The organism is Streptomyces sp. NPDC056628, assembly GCF_042792555.1.
Taxonomy (GTDB): Bacteria; Actinomycetota; Actinomycetes; order Streptomycetales; family Streptomycetaceae; genus Streptomyces.
Window position 1 is genome coordinate 149,176 of the sequence record NZ_JBHTWG010000005.1, and the last position, 17,306, is coordinate 166,481.

At 73.8% G+C, this 17,306-nt stretch carries 10 protein-coding genes; 7 read left to right on the forward strand and 3 right to left on the reverse strand.

Annotation, left to right across the window (positions count from 1 at the left end; all coding sequences use genetic code 11):
* Positions 1-155: 155 nt before the first annotated feature.
* The 5 genes from ACFRAC_RS09910 to moeZ all read left to right on the forward strand — a co-directional run bounded on the left by ACFRAC_RS09910 (position 156) and on the right by moeZ (position 6,438).
* Positions 156-1,844: a DUF3492 domain-containing protein gene (locus ACFRAC_RS09910; protein ID WP_382922981.1), complete on the forward strand. Its 1,689-nt coding sequence runs from the start codon at positions 156-158 to the stop codon at positions 1,842-1,844.
* A 58-nt stretch (positions 1,845-1,902) separates the two neighbouring features.
* Positions 1,903-3,132: a hypothetical protein gene (locus ACFRAC_RS09915; protein ID WP_382922983.1), complete on the forward strand. Its 1,230-nt coding sequence runs from the start codon at positions 1,903-1,905 to the stop codon at positions 3,130-3,132.
* A gap of 223 nt (positions 3,133-3,355) precedes the next feature.
* Positions 3,356-4,348 (forward strand): NAD-dependent epimerase/dehydratase family protein, encoded by a 993-nt coding sequence (locus tag ACFRAC_RS09920; RefSeq protein WP_382922985.1) that lies wholly within the window; start codon positions 3,356-3,358, stop codon positions 4,346-4,348.
* On the forward strand, positions 4,336-5,196 hold the full coding sequence (locus ACFRAC_RS09925; RefSeq protein ID WP_382922987.1) for a phage tail protein: 861 nt from the start codon (positions 4,336-4,338) through the stop codon (positions 5,194-5,196). Before ACFRAC_RS09920 ends, ACFRAC_RS09925 begins: the two co-directional genes overlap by 13 nt.
* Before the next feature lie 63 nt (positions 5,197-5,259).
* On the forward strand, positions 5,260-6,438 hold the full coding sequence (gene moeZ, locus ACFRAC_RS09930; RefSeq protein WP_382922989.1) for an adenylyltransferase/sulfurtransferase MoeZ: 1,179 nt from the start codon (positions 5,260-5,262) through the stop codon (positions 6,436-6,438).
* A gap of 298 nt (positions 6,439-6,736) precedes the next feature.
* On the opposite strand, the gene ACFRAC_RS09935 is transcribed toward moeZ, so the two are convergent.
* From ACFRAC_RS09935 to ACFRAC_RS09945, 3 genes are all read right to left on the reverse strand, one after another.
* Positions 6,737-8,284, reverse strand: a complete 1,548-nt coding sequence (locus ACFRAC_RS09935) for an alpha/beta hydrolase (RefSeq protein ID WP_382922991.1) — start codon at positions 8,282-8,284, stop codon at positions 6,737-6,739.
* Positions 8,285-8,417: 133 nt separating this feature from the next.
* Complete coding sequence (locus ACFRAC_RS09940) at positions 8,418-9,965, reverse strand: alpha/beta hydrolase (RefSeq protein ID WP_382922993.1); 1,548 nt, start codon at positions 9,963-9,965, stop codon at positions 8,418-8,420.
* Positions 9,966-10,090: 125 nt separating this feature from the next.
* Entirely contained in the window at positions 10,091-12,886 is a 2,796-nt protein-coding gene (locus ACFRAC_RS09945) for a lysylphosphatidylglycerol synthase domain-containing protein (protein ID WP_382922995.1), read from the reverse strand.
* 186 nt (positions 12,887-13,072) lie between these two features.
* Here ACFRAC_RS09945 and ACFRAC_RS09950 point away from each other — a divergent pair, with 186 nt between their 5' ends.
* Entirely contained in the window at positions 13,073-13,459 is a 387-nt protein-coding gene (locus tag ACFRAC_RS09950) for an MGMT family protein (RefSeq protein WP_382922997.1), read from the forward strand.
* Positions 13,460-13,770: 311 nt separating this feature from the next.
* The gene (locus tag ACFRAC_RS09955) at positions 13,771-17,145 is read left to right on the forward strand and encodes an ATP-dependent helicase (RefSeq protein WP_382922999.1); all 3,375 of its coding nucleotides are present in this window, start codon (positions 13,771-13,773) and stop codon (positions 17,143-17,145) included.
* Positions 17,146-17,306 lie beyond the last annotated feature (161 nt).

Genomic DNA, 17,306 nt, shown 5'->3' on the forward strand with positions numbered 1-17,306 from the left:
AACGCGACCCGCACGAGAAAGTTACGACCGTTCACCCCTTTTGGTGGCGCGATGGACAACCGTCCATCGCGCCACCGCCTTGTGCGCATACGTTCTTCCCGCTGTGAGCCGCCGCAGGACGGCGGCTCCCCTCAAGGGAGATCGGGGGTGTACTCGTGCGCATCGGACTGATTGCGGAGGGTGGCTATCCGTATGTGAGCGGTGACGCCAGGCTCTGGTGCGACCGGCTCGTGCGCGGGCTCGGGCAGCACGAGTTCGACATCTACGCGCTCAGCCGCAGCGAGCGCCAGGAGGACGAGGGCTGGGTCCCGCTGCCCCCGCAGGTCAGCCGGGTGCGCACGGCGTCGCTGTGGACCGCCGAGGACGACGGGGTCGTCCACGGCCGCCGCGCCCGCCGGCGTTTCGCCGAGCACTACGGCGCGTTGGCGGCCGTGCTCTGCGCGGGCGGCGACCGAGGTGCCGACGGCGCCTCCGAGACCCCGTCGGCCCTCCAGGCGGACCGTTTCGGCAACGCGCTGTACGGGCTCGCCGAACTCGCCCGCGACGAAGGCGGACTGGTCGGGGCGTTACGTTCCGAGATCGCCGTCCGCACCCTCGAGCGTGCCTGCCGCGCGCGGGACGCGATGCGCGCGGTGCGCGAGGCGCGCGTCCCCGACCTCCTCGCCGTCGCCGCCCACCTCGAACGCGCCCTGCGCCCCCTCTCGTTCGTCTGGTACGAGGACGACGGGCTCGGCGCGGCCGACCTGATCCACGCCACCTCCGGCGGCACCGCGGCCCTGACCGGCCTGCTCGCCCGGCACTTCTGCGACGCACCGCTGCTGCTGACCGAGTACGGCGTCCGGCTGCGCACGCACTACCTCGCCGGCACCGGCGCCCCGCCCGCCGTGCGCGCCCTCCTCGCCGGCTTCCACGGCGCCCTCGCCGCCGAGGCGTACCACCGGGCGGCCGTCATCACCCCGGGCAACGCCCACGCCCGCCGCTGGCAGGAGCGCTGCGGCGCCGACCGGTCCAAGCTCCGCACCGTCTACCCCGGCATGGACGCCTCCCGTTTCGCGGAGGTCGGCGAGGCGTCGTCGTGCGCGGACCCCGACACGCTGGTCTGGGTCGGCCGTGTCGAACCCGCCAAGGACCTCGTCTCCCTGCTGCACGCCTTCGCCGAGGTCCGCAAGGAGGAGCCGAAGACCCGCCTGAGGATCGTCGGCGCCCCGGCGGGACCCGAGGGGGAGGCCTACCTCGGCCACTGCAGGGCGCTGGCCGCGCAGCTCTTCCCCGACGAGGCCGACGGCCCGCACACCGTCGGGGACAACCCGGTCTCCTTCGAGGAGATCGGCGGGCCGCTGCTCCCGTCCCTCGCCGACGCGTACGCCTCCGGCGCGGTGACCGTCCTGTCCAGCGTCGTCGAGGGCTTCCCCGTCGGCCTGGTCGAGGCCATGCTCTGCGGGCGCGCCACGGTGTCCACCGACGTCGGCGCGGTGGTCGAGGTCATCGGCGGCACCGGTCTCGTCGTACCGCCGCGCAACCCGCGGGCGCTCGCGGAGGCATGCGTGGCGCTGCTGCGCGACCCCGAGCGCCGTGAACGCCTCGGCGCGGCGGCGCGCGCGCGAGCACTCGAACTCTTCACGGTCGAGCAGAACGTGGCGGCATTTCACGGCATTTACCTCGACGTCGTCGCCGGTACGCCGGTCCGGCGCGTGGTCCTCGACGACGCGGGCGCCCCGCTGCCGTTCGGCGTGCCCGCCGAGGCCCACGTCCCCGGGCACTGGACCAACCGCCTGCACACCGGGCCGGGCACGACGCCGTCCGCCCGGACTCCGGGGGTTCCCACGCCGGAGGGGGCGCGATGAGGGGCGTGCGGATCGGCGGGACGCCGGCTCGCCCGGCCCTGGTCAGGGAGGAGGCGCGATGACCGCCGCAGGAGGGACCGACCACCCCATGGCCGCGCCCGGCAGCCCGGAGGTCTGGGACGAACGTGCCGAGGAGTGGCTCACGGCCGACGCCGACGGTCGGGAGGACCAGGCCCTCGCCGACCCACTCGACCGGCCCCGCCCGCCCCGCGCGGGCGTGGACCCGGTGAAGGCCCTGATGCACCATCACCACGACCTGTGCGCCCGCGCGGTGGACCCCCTGGAGATCGCCGCCGGCCTCGAGGTCCACGGCATCACCGACCGCACCGCCGCCCGCTTCCGGCACCGGGACGTGTTCTCGCTGGCCGAGGAGATGTACGCGCGCGTGCCCCGCGACGGCGACGCGCCCGGCGACCCCGCGCCCGTCACACCGCCGCGCGTACGGGCCGACTGGGTGCTCCTCACCCTTCTCCCCGGCGCGCTCGGCACGGCCACCCTGGCCGCGGTGCGCCTCACCCACGGCCAGACCCGCCTCGTCGCGGCCGCCGTGGGAGCGCTCACCGTGCTCCTCGCGCTGCGCGCCGCCCTGGCCAGAGGTCCGTTGTCGACCACGCACCCCACCCGCCCGACGGCGACCTGGGCGGGCTGGCTCCTCGGCTACGCCCTCCTCGGCGACGGCCTTCTGCGCGCGGCCCTGAGCGGGGGACCCGACGCCCTGCCCAGCGGCGGCACCGACGGCCCCTGGCCCCTGACCACCGCACCCCTCCTGGCCCTCGCGCTCTCCTGCGCCCCCGCCGCCTGGTGCGCGCACCTCCTCGCCGTACGGGCCCGCCGCACGCTGTCCTCCAGCCGGGCCCTGACCGATTTCGCCACCTCCGTACGCCCCCTGCTGCTCGCCGCGTTCGCCGCCTACGTCGGTGCCCTCGCGGCCCTCACCGCCGCGACCGCCGCGGCCCTGGACGAGCCGGCCGCCCACCCGCAGACCCTCACGCTGGGCGCCCTCCTCTTCCTGGCCCGCCTCCTCACCGTCCACGGCTTCACCCACGCTCCGGCACTCGTCCTGACCGCCACCGCCGCGGTCGAGGCGACGGCCCTCGCCTGTGTCTTCGCGGCCCGCCTCCCGGGGTGCGCGTGGCTGGCGACCCCCACCCGGGCGCTCGCCGACACCTGGGGCCCCGCCGCCGTCCCGGCCCTCGCCTGCGGCGCCGCCGCCCTGGCCCTGCTGTGCCACGCGAGCCGCACCCTCACCCGGGCGTCGGCCCACACGGCGGGGGAGGAGCGGTGGTGAGGTGGCGACCAGGTGCAGGTGTGGCCCGGGGCGCACAGCCGCACCCCCGCCCCCTCGCCCCGGCCGCGCGGACGCGCCTCCACGCCCTCGCCCCGGCCACCACCCCCCGCTTCTCCCCCCACCCGTAGCCCCCGGCCCGAACCGCCGGAGCCACCCCGACGAAGGAGAGACCTCCCATGACCACCTCCCGACCCGACCTCCCCTCGGCCCCGGGAGCCGCGCGATGAGAGTCCTGCTGATCGGAGCCAACGGCTATCTCGGCCGCTTCGTCGCCGACCGTCTCCTCGCCGACCCCGCCGTCCAGCTCACCGCGCTGGGCCGCGGCGACGACGCGGACGTCCGGTTCGACCTCGCGTCCGGCAGCCCCGGAGCCCTCACCCGCTTCCTCGACGCGGTCCACCCCGGCGTCGTCATCAACTGCGCCGGCGCCACCCGCGGCGGCGCCCGTGAACTCACCCGGCACAACACCGTCGCCGTCGCCACCGTCTGCGAGGCCCTGCGGCGCAGCGGCTGCGGCGCCCGTCTCGTACAGATCGGCTGCGGTGCCGAGTACGGCCCGAGCCAGCCCGGCTCCTCCACGGCCGAGGACGCCGTGCCCCGTCCCGGCGGCCCGTACGGCGTCAGCAAGCTCGCCGCCACCGAACTCGTCCTCGGGTCCGGTCTGGACGCCGTCGTGCTGCGGGTCTTCTCGCCCGCGGGCCCCGGTACCCCGGCCGGCTCCCCGCTCGGCCGCCTCGCCGAGGCCATGCGGCGGGCCATGCAGTCGGGCGACGGCGAGCTGAAGCTCACCGGCCTCGGGGCCCAGCGCGACTTCGTCGACGTCCGCGACGTCGCCCGTGCCGTCCACGCCGCCTCCCTCTCGGCGGCGCAGGGCGTCATCAACATCGGCTCCGGACGCGCCGTCCGCCTGCGCGACGCGGCCGCCGTCCTCGCCCGGGTGGCCGGGTACGGCGGCGCCCTGCACGAACTCGACGGCCCGCCCGGCCCGCTGCGCGCCACGGTCGGCCACCCCCGGGGCGACTCCGACCACACGGCGCACGGCGCCCACACCGGCCACACCGGCCACAACGCCGCGCCCGTGGCCTACCCGGACGGCTGCGGCAGCTGGCAGCAGGCCGATGTGCGCACCGCCCGCGACCGGCTCGGATGGCGCCCCCGCATCAGCCTCGAGGAGTCCCTGGGCGACATCTGGATGGAGGCGGCATGCCGTATCTGACCGGCACCCCCGCGACGACCGCGAGCACGGACCTGCGCCCGGGGTTAGGCATCCCGGGCCTGGCCCACCCCCTGCTCGCACCCGCCGAGTGGGCGGAACTGACCCGCCCCGGCGCCCCCGTGCACTGGGCCGTCCTCAACGTCGCCGACGGCCCCGGCACGCAGCCCGACCCCCACTGCCTGGAGGCGGCCGGCCGCCTCCGCAACGCGGGCGTCCGCATCCTCGGCCACCTGGACGCCGCCCGTCTGGACACGACCCGCTTCAGCACCACGCGCTTCGACACGAACCGCTTCGACACCGCCCGCCCCGGCGCACCGCGCTCAGGCGCACCGGGCCGGGGCCCGTCCCGAGGCGGCGGCGGCCGGAGCCTGGACGACCTGATGTCCGAGGCCCAGCGGTACGTCGACTGGTACCGGGTCGACGGTTTCTACCTGGACCGCTGCCCCGTCGAACGGGCCGACCTGCCCGAGACCCGCCGCGCGGTCGGCACGCTGCGCGCGCTGCGTGACAAGGCCCACATCGTCCTCGGTCACGGCACCCACCCCCACCCGGGGTACGCCGAGTGCGGTGACCAGCTCGTCACGTTCTCCGGGCCCTGGTCCGAGTACCGCTGGTCGCAGGTGGCGGAGTGGACGGCGGACTATCCGCCCGGCCGCTTCTGCCACTTGGTCCACGGCGTGCCGCGCGGCCACCTGGAGGAGGCGCTGCGCATCGCGCGCTGGCAGGGCGCCGCGACCGTCTGGTTCACCGACCGCACCGACCGCGGCGGGCGCATCGACCCCTGGGAGACCATGCCCGGCTACTGGGACGACATCGTCTCGCGGATCGGAACAGGTGTCTCGGAATGAAAAAGGCCGTGGCACTGTTACGGGGAATACAAATGTAGTGATCGACCGACCAACGGAGTCCCCGTGTCGCTGCCACCCCTGGTCGAGCCCGCCCCCGAGCTCACCGTAGACGAGGTCCGCAGGTACTCCCGCCACCTGATCATCCCCGATGTCGGGATGGACGGGCAGAAGCGGCTGAAGAACGCCAAGGTGCTCTGTGTGGGCGCCGGCGGCCTGGGCTCGCCTGCGCTGATGTACCTGGCCGCGGCGGGCGTCGGCACGCTCGGCATCGTGGAGTTCGACGAGGTCGACGAGTCGAACCTCCAGCGCCAGATCATCCACAGCCAGGCTGACATCGGCCGCTCCAAGGCCGAGTCCGCACGCGACAGCGTCCAGGGCATCAACCCGTACGTGAACGTGGTCCTTCACGAGGAGCGGCTCGAGGCCGACAACGTGATGGACATCTTCAGCCAGTACGACCTGATCGTCGACGGCACGGACAACTTCGCGACGCGCTACCTGGTCAACGACGCCTGCGTGCTGCTGAACAAGCCGTACGTGTGGGGCTCGATCTACCGCTTCGACGGCCAGGCCTCCGTGTTCTGGTCCGAGCACGGCCCGTGCTACCGCTGCCTCTACCCGGAGCCCCCGCCGCCGGGCATGGTCCCCTCCTGCGCCGAGGGCGGCGTGCTGGGCGTGCTCTGCGCGTCCATCGGCTCCATCCAGGTCAACGAGGCCATCAAGCTCCTCGCGGGCATCGGCGAGCCGCTGGTCGGCCGCCTCATGATCTACGACGCCCTGGAGATGCAGTACCGCCAGGTCAAGGTCCGCAAGGACCCCAACTGCGCGGTCTGCGGCGAGAACCCGACCGTCACCGAGCTCATCGACTACGAGGCCTTCTGCGGCGTCGTCTCCGAGGAGGCCCAGGAGGCGGCGGCCGGCTCGACGATCACTCCCAAGCAGCTCAAGGAGTGGATCGACGACGGCGAGAACATCGACATCATCGATGTCCGCGAGGTCAACGAGTACGAGATCGTCTCGATCCCCGGTGCCCGTCTGATCCCGAAGAACGAGTTCCTCATGGGCACCGCCCTGGAGACCCTCCCGCAGGACAAGAAGATCGTCCTGCACTGCAAGACGGGCGTCCGCAGCGCGGAGGTCCTCGCCGTCCTGAAGGCCGCGGGCTTCTCCGACGCGGTCCACGTCGGCGGCGGCGTCATCGGCTGGGTCAACCAGATCGAACCCGACAAGCCGGTCTACTGATCACCGGCCTCGCCCACCAGCGAGGCTGACGAAGCCCACGGCTCTGACCAGTTCAGGTGCTGTGGGCTTCTGTCGTTGTCGGTCGGTGTCGGGTGGCCTCGCCCAGCCCGGAGACGGCCCGGCCCGGACCATGCGGAGCGTTGGCCCAGGTGAGTGCCGCTGCATCAGTTCGTTCGCCGGCCCACCCCACGTCGAAGCTCCGCACCAAGTGGCCGAGTGCCGTCCACGTCCGCGCCGCTTCTGCCCGGCTTTCATGACCGCAGCGGGTTGTCGTCCCGTGAAGGTCTTGCACGAGCCGTCAGGAGCAGACCTTGCCGTCCTTCGGGACGGTGCCCTTCAGCAGGTACGCGTTGACCGTCGAGTCCACGCAGCCGCTGCCCTTGCCGTACGCGGAGTGGCCCTCGCCCCTCCAGGTGAGCACCACCCCCACGCCCGTGCCGAGTTCGTCGGCCATCCGCCGCGTGCCCTCGTAGGGAGTCGCCGGGTCGCCGGTGTTGCCGACGAGCAGGATCGGGGCGGAGCCCGGCGCGCTCACCTCCGGGGTGTCGTACTGGCCGGACACCGGCCAGTCGTGGCACCAGCCGGCCGTGTCCCAGCCCAGCATCGGACCGAACACGGGCGAGACCTTCTCGAAGCGCGGCAGCAGCTTCTTCGCGTCCTCGGCCGTCGGCCGCTGCTTGTCGTCCAGGCACGATATGACCCGCTGCGAGTGGCTTCCCGTGCCGTACTTCCCTGACGCCTCACGGTCGTTGTACTCGTCGGCGAGGGCCAAGAGCTCGGTGCCGTCGCCCTGTCGGGCCGCTTGGAGTGCGCTGGTCAGGGTCGGCCAGCTCGCCTTGTTGTACAGCGGCCTGACGATCCCCGTGAGCGCGAGCGACTCGGTGAGCTCGCGGCTCGACGACGTCGGCAGCGGCTTCGCGTCGATCCGCTTCAGCAGGTCGACCACCTCGCGGGTGCCCGCCTCCGCGCCCCGGCCCGTGGATTCCAGGTAGTTGTTCAGCGCGCGCTGGAAGCCCAGGGCCTGGTTCTCGGCGTGGCCCGCCGCGTCGGCGCTCGGGTCGACCACCGCGTCCAGGACGATCCGGCCGACGTTCTTCGGGAACAGGTGGGCGTAGACGCCGCCCAGTTCGGTGCCGTACGAGATGCCGAAGTAGTGGGTCTTCCGGTCCCCGAGCACCTGGCGCATCAGGTCCATGTCGCGCGCGGTGTCGGTGGTCGACACGTGCGTTATCAGGGCGCCTCCGGCCCTTTGGCAGCCCTTGCCGAAGTCGGCGGCGTCACGGAAGTACGCGGTCTCCTCCGCCGGCGTGTCCGGCGTCAGGTCGACGGCCTCGGACGCCTGGATCTCCCGGTCGCGGCGGCAGCGCACGCCCTCGCTGGCCCCCACCCCGCGCGGATCCCAGCTCACCAGGTCGTAGCGCTCGCGCAGCTCGGACGCGCCCGCCGAGTACCAGGGCAGGGTGGCCAGGCCCGAGCCGCCGGGGCCGCCGAAGTTGAACAGCAGGGAGCCGATGCGGTCGTCCCCGGTGGCCTTGGCGCGGATCAGCGCGAGGTCGATCGTCCTGCCCTCGGGCTTCTTCCAGTCCAGCGGCGCTTTGACCGTCGCGCACTGCCACTCGCCGCCCGGCGCGGGTGAGCCCGCGGTGGCCCGGCAGCGCCCCCAGTCCGGATTCTGCGAGGTCAGGGAGGAGGGCAGCGCGGTCCCGGAACTCGCGGCCGGCGCCGAGGCACTGGTGCCACCCGTGTCCCCGTCGGACTTCGGGTCGTCCGACGAGCCTCCGCTGCACCCGGTCGCGAGCAGCGCGGCGGCAGCCGTCAGAGCCGTCCACCGTACGAACCGTGCCATGCCGTGTCCCCCCTCGCGGGCCCTCCGCACCGTGCAGCGGAGGGCGGTCCGGCCATACTAGGCGGATCACGGAAAGCCCGTCGGACCCTGTGGATAACTCTCTGACCTGCGGGTATTCGGTGGTTGTGGGGTCTCAGGAGCAGACCGTCCCGGCCGGAGGCACCTTCCCGTCCAGCAGATAGCCGTTCACCGCGTCCCGTACGCACTTGTTCTCGCTCTCGTACGCCCCGTGCCCCTGCCCCCTGTAGGTCATCTCGACCCCCACGCCGCCGCCCAGCGCCCGCGCCATCTTCCGGGCCCCCTCGTAGGGGGTGGCCGGGTCGCCGGTGTTGCCCACGACGAGGATCGGCGCCGAGCCGGGCGCGCTGACGTCGGGGTGGTTCGCGGCGCCGGGCACGGCCCAGTCGGTGCAGCTGAGCATCGACCAGGCGAGGGAGTCGCCGAAGAGCTCGGACGCCGTCCGGAACTCCGGCAGCCGGTCCTTCACGAACGCGGGGGTGTAACGGGGCTTGTCGTCGGCGCAGTTGATCGCGACGTTGGCGGCGGTGCTGTTGTTGTACTCGCCGTTCTCGCTGCGTCCGATCAGCGAGTCGGAGAGCATCATCAGGGTGCTGCCGTCCCCGTCGTACGCCTGCTCCAGGCCCTCCGTGAGGTAGGGCCAGAAGTCCTTCGAGTACAGCGCCTGCAGGATGCCGTTGGTGGCGGCGCTCTGGGTGAGTTCGCGCGGGAAGATGCCCTTGATCGGCTTGCGGTCGAGGTCCTTCAGCAGTGCGGCGACGCGGTTCTTGACGTCCTCGGGGTTGTCGCCGACCGGGCAGTCCTCGGCCTGGGAGGTGCAGTCCTCGGCGAAGTTGTCGAGGGCCAGCTGGAAGCCCTTGGCCTGGGCGAGCGATTGCTGCTCGGGGGTCTGGGTCGGATCGACCACCGCGTCGAACACCGCCCGTCCGACGTTCTTCGGGAACAGGTGGGCGTAGACGCCGCCCAGTTCCGTGCCGTACGAGATGCCGAAGTAGTGGAGCTTGTCGTCGCCCAGGACCTGGCGCATCAGGTCCATGTCGCGGGCCGCCTCGATGGTGCGCACATGCGGGAGCATCCTGCCGGAGTTCTTCTCGCAGGCGTTGTTGAAGTCCTTGGTGCTGTCCACGAGCTCCCTGCGCTCGGCCGCGTCGTCCGGTGTCACGTCCTGCTGGAAGTAGGCGTCGAGCTGCTGGTCGTCCTCGCACCACACGGGCGCGCTGCGGCCGACCCCGCGAGGGTCGAAGCTCACCAGGTCGTAGCGGGTGCGCAGGGTCTCGTACGACGCGCCGAAGGCCGGGAGCGTGGTGACTCCCGAGCCGCCCGGCCCGCCGAAGTTGAAGATCAGGGAGCCGATGCGGCGGTTCGCGGCACCGGTGGTCCTCACCCGGATCAGCTCGATGTCGATGGTGTCGCCCTTGGGGTCGTCCCAGTCGCGGGGCGCCTTCATCTTGGCGCACTGCCAGGTGCCGCCGTCCGGGAGCGGCGAGGGGCTGCCCTCGCCCCCTTCGGCCTTCGACGGCGCCGGGCAGTCCCGCCACGTCAGCTTCTGCGCCGTCAGGTCACGGTCCCCGGAGTCGTCGTCCCCGCAGGCCGCCAGCGCGGAGGCCAGCAGCAGGGCGGCGGCGGTCAGGGTTGCGGCGCGCAGCCGGGGCGGGTTCGGCATGCTCCCATCCTGCGGTCGTGCGGGGCGCGGCGCCCGGGCCACGGGCCGTACGAGGTACGGCGGCGCCACGCTCGGCCGGTGCCTCTCCGCCGTACGGCGCCCGGTGCGCCGTGCCGGGCTCGGCCCTACAGGGCGCCCTTGCGGGTCAGATGGTTGAAGGCGAGCCAGCCGGGCAGCACCGGCAGCCACAGGGTCAGCAGACGGAACAGCAGCACCGCGGGCGCGGCGACCTCGCTGGGCAGGCCGACGGCGATCAGACCGACCGTGAGGGTGGCCTCCACGGCGCCCACGCCGCCCGGGGTCGGAGCGGCCGAGCCGAGCGCGTTGCCCGCGAGGAAGACGACGGCCACGCTGGCGATGCTCAGCGAGGTGCCCTCGCTGCCGAACGCCCTGATCGAGGCGTCCAGGCACATCACGAAGCAGGCGGTCAGCAGCAGCATGCCGCCGATGCCGGTGACCAGCTTCTGCGGCCGCTGGAGCACGTCGAGCATGCGGGGCACGACGCCCGCGAACAGCGACCTCACGCGCGTGACGACGAACTTCCGCAGGAACGGCACCGACGTCACGACGAGCACCAGCACCGCCACCGTCAGCAGACCCGCGATGACCGTGCGGGACGGCGACAGCGAGGGCGTCTTCTCGGTTCCGGTGAGATAGCCGAAGGACAGCAGCATCAGGATGTGGCAGCCGAGCCCGAACAACTGGGACGCGCCCACGCTCGCCACCGCGAGCCCCGGCCGCACTCCCGCGCGCTGCAGGAAGCGGGTGTTCAGCGCGACACCGCCGACTGCGGCCGGTGCGACGATCTTCACGAACGACCCGGCGACCTGCGCCTCCACCGTCCGCCGGAACGGCACCCGCTCGGGCACGAAGCCCAACAGGGCCATCGCTGCCGCGAAGTAGCTGGCGGCGGAGAACAGCACGGCCGCGGCCACCCAGCCCCACTGGGCGTTCGCGATGAGCGGGCCGAACTCGATGTGCGTGAGCTGGGTGAGCAGGAAGTACGCGCCGATGGCGCCCGCGATGAAGCTGATCAGGGTGCGCGGGCGCACCCGCTCCAGCCGGGCCGGCTCGACCGGTGCCTGCGGCCTGATGCGCAGCACCTCGTGCCGGATCAGCGTGAGCAGGTCCTCCTCGCGGGCGTCGTCCAGGGCCTCGTCCAGCGCCCGCTTCTCGGCCCGCGCCTCGGCCCGCACGGTCTTCTTGTCCAGCTTGTCCGGCTTGTCGGACCGGGCCCCGGTCTCGGCGGCGGCCTCCTCGCTGCGAGCCTGCTTGGACAGCCGGGACGCCTCCAGGACCGCGTCGCGCTCGCGCTGCGCGCGTTCCCGGGCGAGCCGGCGCAGCGTCGCGCGCGTGGAGCGGCTCAGCGCGATGGGCTGGAGCATCGGCAGGCAGTCGGCCACGGCGTCCGGGCCGAGCACGCCGACCGCCGAGGCCACGGCACGCTCGGCGCCGATGCGCAGCCCGAGGGTGACCAGCAGCTGGGAGATGTCCATGCGCAGCAGCAGGCTGTTCGCCGCGATCTCGCCGATCCGGAGGTCGGTGATGATCACCTTGCCGGAACCATCCACCACGATGGCGTCACCGACCAGCCTGCGGTGCGCGATACGGCGGGACTGCAATGCCTTGACCTGCAGCCAGGTGTCGCGCAGCAGTCCGTCGGTGATCTCGTCCTCCGCGAGCGAGTCCAGGGTGCGGCCGCCGGTGTGCTCGTAGACCAGCATCACGGCGTCCGGGCCGAGCTCGGACGTGGCGATCAGCTTGGGCGCGTTGGCCCCGGCCGCGATGGCCGCGTAGGCGAGCAGGGCCTCCTGTTCCAGGGCCTGCCGCAGCGACTGCAGGCTGCTGCGGGTGGCGAAGCCGCGCAGCGTGAGGTTGCGCCACGCGCGGTAGAAGAAGCCCTGCGCCTGCTGCTCCCGGTCGACCACCGTGACGTCCAGCGGCGGCCCGTCCTCCAGGGTGACGAAGTAGCGCCGGCCGCGGTCGGTGGCGGTCTCCTGGGTGTCGGCGACCTCCTCGCGGGCCGCGCTCACCGGACGGAATCCGACATGCCGCAGGCCCGCCATCAGCGTCCGGCCGGTCGGGCGGACGTTGGGCGATCCGACCGCGTAGAGCGTGCCGTAGGCCACGGCCCAGCCGATCAGCAGCGTCAGCAGGATCGAGAACGGTGTGGTGTAGCCGGTGACCAGCATCGAGAAGGCGTACAGGACCAGGACCGCCCACAGGACCGCGCGCCAGCGGGGTCTGCGGGACATGCCCACGGCCGTCATGTACGCGATGACCGGCGCGAGGTAGCCGTGCACCGGGTCGGTGAGCGAGCCGACGTCACCGGGGGAGGGCTGGGTGAGCGCGTCCCGGATGGAGTCCGGGGCGGCCCGCGCGACCCACAGGTCTGTGGCGAGTGTCACCCCGTGCGCGAGGACGGCCGCCAGGACGCCGTCGGCGATGCGCAGCCCGTCCCGTTTGATCAGCCGTTCGATCGCGAAGGCCACCGGGACCAGCAGGATGGCGATGCTGGAGACCAGCCCCGCGAGCTTGCTGAACACGTCGGGCGCCTGCCCGGTGCCCTTGTTGATGTCCTGTTCGAGACCCGAGGTGGTGCCGTGCGCAAACGCGGCGATCGCGAGCAGCAGCACGATCCCCAGGAGGCCCGCCAGGACCCGGACGAGGTCGGAGGGGCGGTGCACGCGCGCGGGGAGCAGCGGTTCGTCGCCCTCCACCTCGTCGGTATGCGCCTCCTCGGCGTCCTGGGCCGTCCCCTCGCCGGCCGCGCGGCCCGCATCGGAGCCCTCGCTGACCTGCTGCTCCTCGTCGGTGGCGGTCCCCTCGGGGTCCTTGTCGCCCGGGCGCTCGGTGTCAGGGCGCGACGAAGCGCCGGACGTGCTCTCCGCGTCCTCCGGGTGCACGCCCTGCTGCTTCATCGTCTCTTCTTGATCTCGTATCACCGGTCACCGCCCGCACGATGGTGGCATGCCGCACCGACACACAGGGGCATCAGGGTGCAAACGCGGGGGCGCACAGTCTGCCCGAAGCGTCGCCCCGGGGCGAGGGCTACGCATGGTGGCGGGCGCGTCGCGTTGTCGGTGGCGTGGTGCAGGATGGGGCGGATGAGCGAGGAGAGCCTTCCGGACGCTGCCCGTCCGCAGCACGCGGACGCGCTGCCGGAGTACGCCGAGCGGGTCCTGGAGGTCGCCGAGCTGATCCCGCCGGGGCGTGTCATGACGTACGGGGACGTGGCGGAGTGGCTGGAGGAGGGCGGGCCCCGCCAGGTGGGCCGTGTGATGGCCCTCTACGGGGGCGCCGTCCCGTGGTGGCGGGTGGTCCGCTCGGACGGCGTCCTGCTGCCCGGTCACGAGCTGCGGGCGCTGGAGCACTACCGCGCCGAGGGCACGCCGCTGAAGGAGGCGAGCAGGGCCGCCGAGGGCCACCTGCCGCGCCTCGACATGAGACGGGCGCGCTGGGACGGCGGTGGACGCGCACAGGGTCACACCTGACAGCTTCCGCCATCGGCGGGCCCGCCGTGTGACGCGTGACGCGTCCCGGGGCAGGAGGGCACGTCCGAGGCATGACGTACGTTCGTGAGGCGAGGGGCGCAGGTGCCAGGAGTGACCCGAGGGATGAAGCGGAAGCCCTGCTTCCGTGCTGTTCCCCGGCGTAGCGTCGGCTGCGCGTGTCCCCCTCACCCCGCGGTCACCGCCCTCCCCGCGCGGAAGGCGGCCGCCCGCGGCCCCGACCACCGTCTTCCGGCCACGGCGCAGCGCGCCGGCCACGACCCCTTGCACACCCACCAGGACCGGCGAACCACGTGAGCTCCTCTTCCTCCACCAGGCGCCTGTCGCACACCCCGGTGCGACAGGGGGCCCGTGGCGCTTACCGGTTGGTGCGTACCCCTCCGGCGCAGGCGGCTCCCCCTCGTCTTGACGCCGCTCAGCGCTCGGTGGTTGACCACACCACCGGCCCGATGCTCGTCCTCGCGGGCCCGGGCACCGGCAAGACCACCACGCTCGTCGAGTCGGTGGCGGCCCGCATCGCGCGCGGCGGCGACCCCGAGCGCATCCTCGTGCTGACGTTCAGCCGCAAGGCCGCCGTGGAACTGCGCGACCGCATGGCCCTGCGCATCGGCGCCGCCCGCGCGCCCCAGGCGACCACCTTCCACTCGTTCTGCTACGCCCTGGTCCGCGCCCACCAGGACCACGACCTGTTCGTCGAGCCCCTGCGGCTGCTCTCCGGCCCGGAGCAGGACGTGACCGTCCGCGAGCTGCTCGCCGGCCAGCCCGAGCTGGAGCGGCTCGGGCTCGCCCATGTGCGCTGGCCGGACGAGCTGCGCGCCTGCCTGACCACCCGCGGCTTCGCCGACGAGGTCCGCGCGGTCCTCGCCCGCAGCCGCGAACTGGGCCTCGGCCCCGGCGCCCTCGACGACTTCGCCCGCCGCATCGGCCGCCCCGACTGGCGGGCCGCCGCCTCCTTCCTCGCCGAGTACCTGGACGTCCTCGACCTCCAGGGCGTCCTCGACTACGCCGAGCTGGTCCACCGCGCGGTCCTGCTCGCCCGGCGGCCCGGCGCGGCCGAGGCGCTCGCCGCGCGGTACGACGCCGTGTACGTCGACGAGTACCAGGACACCGACCCGGCCCAGGTGCGGCTGCTGCGCGCCCTCGCCGGCGGCGGCCGCACCCTCGTGGCATTCGGCGACCCCGACCAGTCGATCTACACGTTCCGGGGCGCCGACGTGAACGGCATCCTGGAGTTCCCGCACACCTTCGCGCGCGCGGACGGCCGTCCCGCCCCCGTCGAGGTCCTGCGCACCTCCCGCCGCTCGGGCACCGCGCTCCTCGCCGCGACCCGGCTGCTGACCCGGCGCATGCCGCTCACCCGGCTCCCGGCCGACAAGGTCCGCGCCCACCGCGAGCTCACCGCGGTCCACGAGGGCGGCCGGGTCGAGGTCCACACGTACCCGACGGCCGGCACCGAGCTGGACAACGTCGCGGACATCCTGCGCCGGGCCCATCTGGAGGACGGCGTCCCCTGGAGCGACATGGCCGTCCTGGTGCGCGCCGGCTCCCGCACCATCCCGACCGTCCGCCGTGCCCTCACGGCCGCCGGGGTGCCCCTGGACATCGACGGCGACGACCTGCCCCTGCGCCACGAGCCCTCCGTCGCACCCCTGCTGACGGCACTGCGCGCGGTGGCCACGGCGGTGGCGGGGCAGGGACGCACGGACGAAGGGCCGGCGGTGACCGGGCCGGCCGGGTCCGGTTCTTCCGAGGGGGACGACCCCGGCGGAACCGAGTCCGCCCTCTGCTGGCTCGACACCGAGACCGCCCTGACCCTGCTCGCCTCCCCGCTGGCCGGCATGGACGCCGCCGACCTGCGCCGCCTCGGGCGGGCCCTGCGGGACGAGGAGCGGGCCGCGGGCAACCCGCTGCCGCCGCCCTCCGACGATCTGCTCGCCCGCGCGCTGGCCGAGCCCGAGCGGCTGGCCGTGCACGACCCCACGTACGCGCGGGGCGCCCAGCGCCTCGGCGCACTGCTCCGCAAGGCACGCGAGCGCCTCGCGGGCGGCGGTACGGCCGAGGAGGCGCTGTGGGACCTGTGGGAGGGCACCCCCTGGCCCACCCGCCTGGAACGCGCCGCCCGCCGAGGCGGCGCCGCCGGCCGCAACGCCGACCGCGACCTGGACGCCGTATGCGCCCTGTTCGCGACGGCGGCGCGCGCTGAGGAGCGCACCGGCGGCCGGGGCGCCCTGAACTTCCTGGAGGAGCTCGACGCCGAGGACATCGCCGCCGACACCCTCACCCGCCGGGCCGTACGCCCGGACGCGGTGCGCCTGATGACCGCGCACCGCTCCAAGGGACTGGAGTGGCGCCTGGTCGTCGTCGCCGGGGTCCAGGAGGGCCTGTGGCCCGACCTGCGCCGCCGCGGCTCCCTCCTGGAGGCCGACCGCATCGGCCGCGACGGGCTCGCCGAACCGCTCACCCCCGGCGCGCTGCTCGCCGAGGAGCGCAGGCTGTTCTACGTGGCCGCCACACGCGCGCGTGAACGGCTCGTCGTCACAGCCGTGAAGGCCCCCGCAGACGACGGCGACCAGCCGTCCCGGTTCCTGACCGAACTCGGCGTGGAACCCGTCGACGTGACCGGCCGCCCCCGCCGCCCGCTGTCCGTGGCCGCCCTCGTCGCCGAACTCCGGGCCACGACGGTCGACCCGCGCGCGTCGGACACCCTGCGCCGGGCCGCGGCGCTCCGGCTGGCCCGGCTGGCCGCGCTCGCCGACGACGACGGCCGTCCGCTGGTGCCCGCCGCCCACCCCTACCGCTGGTGGGGCATGTTCGAACCCACCGAGTCGAAGGTGCCGCTGCGCGACCGCGACCAGCCCGTGGTGCTGTCCGGCAGCGCGCTGGACCAGCTGGCCAACACCTGCTCCCTGCAGTGGTTCCTCGGGCGCGAGGTGAAGGCCGACGCGCCCGCGACCGTCGCCCAGGGCTTCGGCAACGTGGTCCACGTCCTCGCCGACGAGGTCGCCTCCGGGCACACACCGGCCGATCTCGCGGTCCTCATGGAACGGCTCGACTCCGTCTGGAACGCCCTCGCCTTCGACGCCCCGTGGAAGTCCGAGCAGGAGAAGGCCAACGCGCGCGTGGCGCTCGAACGCTTCCTCCGCTGGCATGTGATGGACCGGGCGGGCCGCGCCCCGGTCGCCAGCGAACACGACTTCGACGTGACGCTGGGGGCGGGCGACTTCGAGGTGCGCATCCGCGGCCAGATGGACCGCGTCGAGGCCGACGCCGACGGACGCGCCTACGTCGTGGACTTCAAGACCGGCAAGCAGGCCCCCAGCGCCGCCGAGATGGCCCGCCACCCCCAGCTCGCCGTCTACCAGCTCGCCGTGCGCGAGGGCGCCGTCGACGAGGCCTTCGACGGCGTACGGCCCGAGCCGGGCGGCGCCGAACTCGTCCAGCTGCGTCAGGGCGCCCCCCAGCGGGACGGCGGCGACACGCTGCCCAAGGTGCAGGCGCAGCAGCCGCTGGACGGCCCGGAGGGGGAGTGGGTCGGCGACCTGCTGGCTACGGCGGCCGGCAAGGTCCTCGACGAGCGGTTCACGCCCACAGCGGGCCAGCACTGCACTCACTGCGCGTTCCGGGCGTCGTGCAGCGCGCGCCCGGAGGGCCGGCACGTGGTCGAGTGACCGCGCCCCCGGGAGGGGCGGCACGCGGGGTCCGGTGACCGCCCCGAGGGACGGCACGCGGTCCGGTGACCGGCGTGACGGATCGCACCACCCGGCTCCGACCTGCGCTTCTTCCGTCCCGGCGGGTCGATCCGGCACGCGCTGTCAGTGGCCGCCGCTAG

Bases quoted from the DNA above. Each gene is read 5' to 3' on its own strand.
- ACFRAC_RS09945 (WP_382922995.1), bottom strand. From the start codon at position 12,886: ATGAAGCAGCAGGGCGTGCACCCGGAGGACGCGGAGAGCACGTCCGGC.
- ACFRAC_RS09915 (WP_382922983.1), top strand. From the start codon at position 1,903: ATGACCGCCGCAGGAGGGACCGACCACCCCATGGCCGCGCCCGGCAGC.
- ACFRAC_RS09920 (WP_382922985.1), top strand. From the start codon at position 3,356: ATGAGAGTCCTGCTGATCGGAGCCAACGGCTATCTCGGCCGCTTCGTC.
- ACFRAC_RS09950 (WP_382922997.1), top strand. From the start codon at position 13,073: ATGAGCGAGGAGAGCCTTCCGGACGCTGCCCGTCCGCAGCACGCGGAC.
- ACFRAC_RS09925 (WP_382922987.1), top strand. From the start codon at position 4,336: ATGCCGTATCTGACCGGCACCCCCGCGACGACCGCGAGCACGGACCTG.
- ACFRAC_RS09940 (WP_382922993.1), bottom strand. From the start codon at position 9,965: ATGCCGAACCCGCCCCGGCTGCGCGCCGCAACCCTGACCGCCGCCGCC.
- ACFRAC_RS09935 (WP_382922991.1), bottom strand. From the start codon at position 8,284: ATGGCACGGTTCGTACGGTGGACGGCTCTGACGGCTGCCGCCGCGCTG.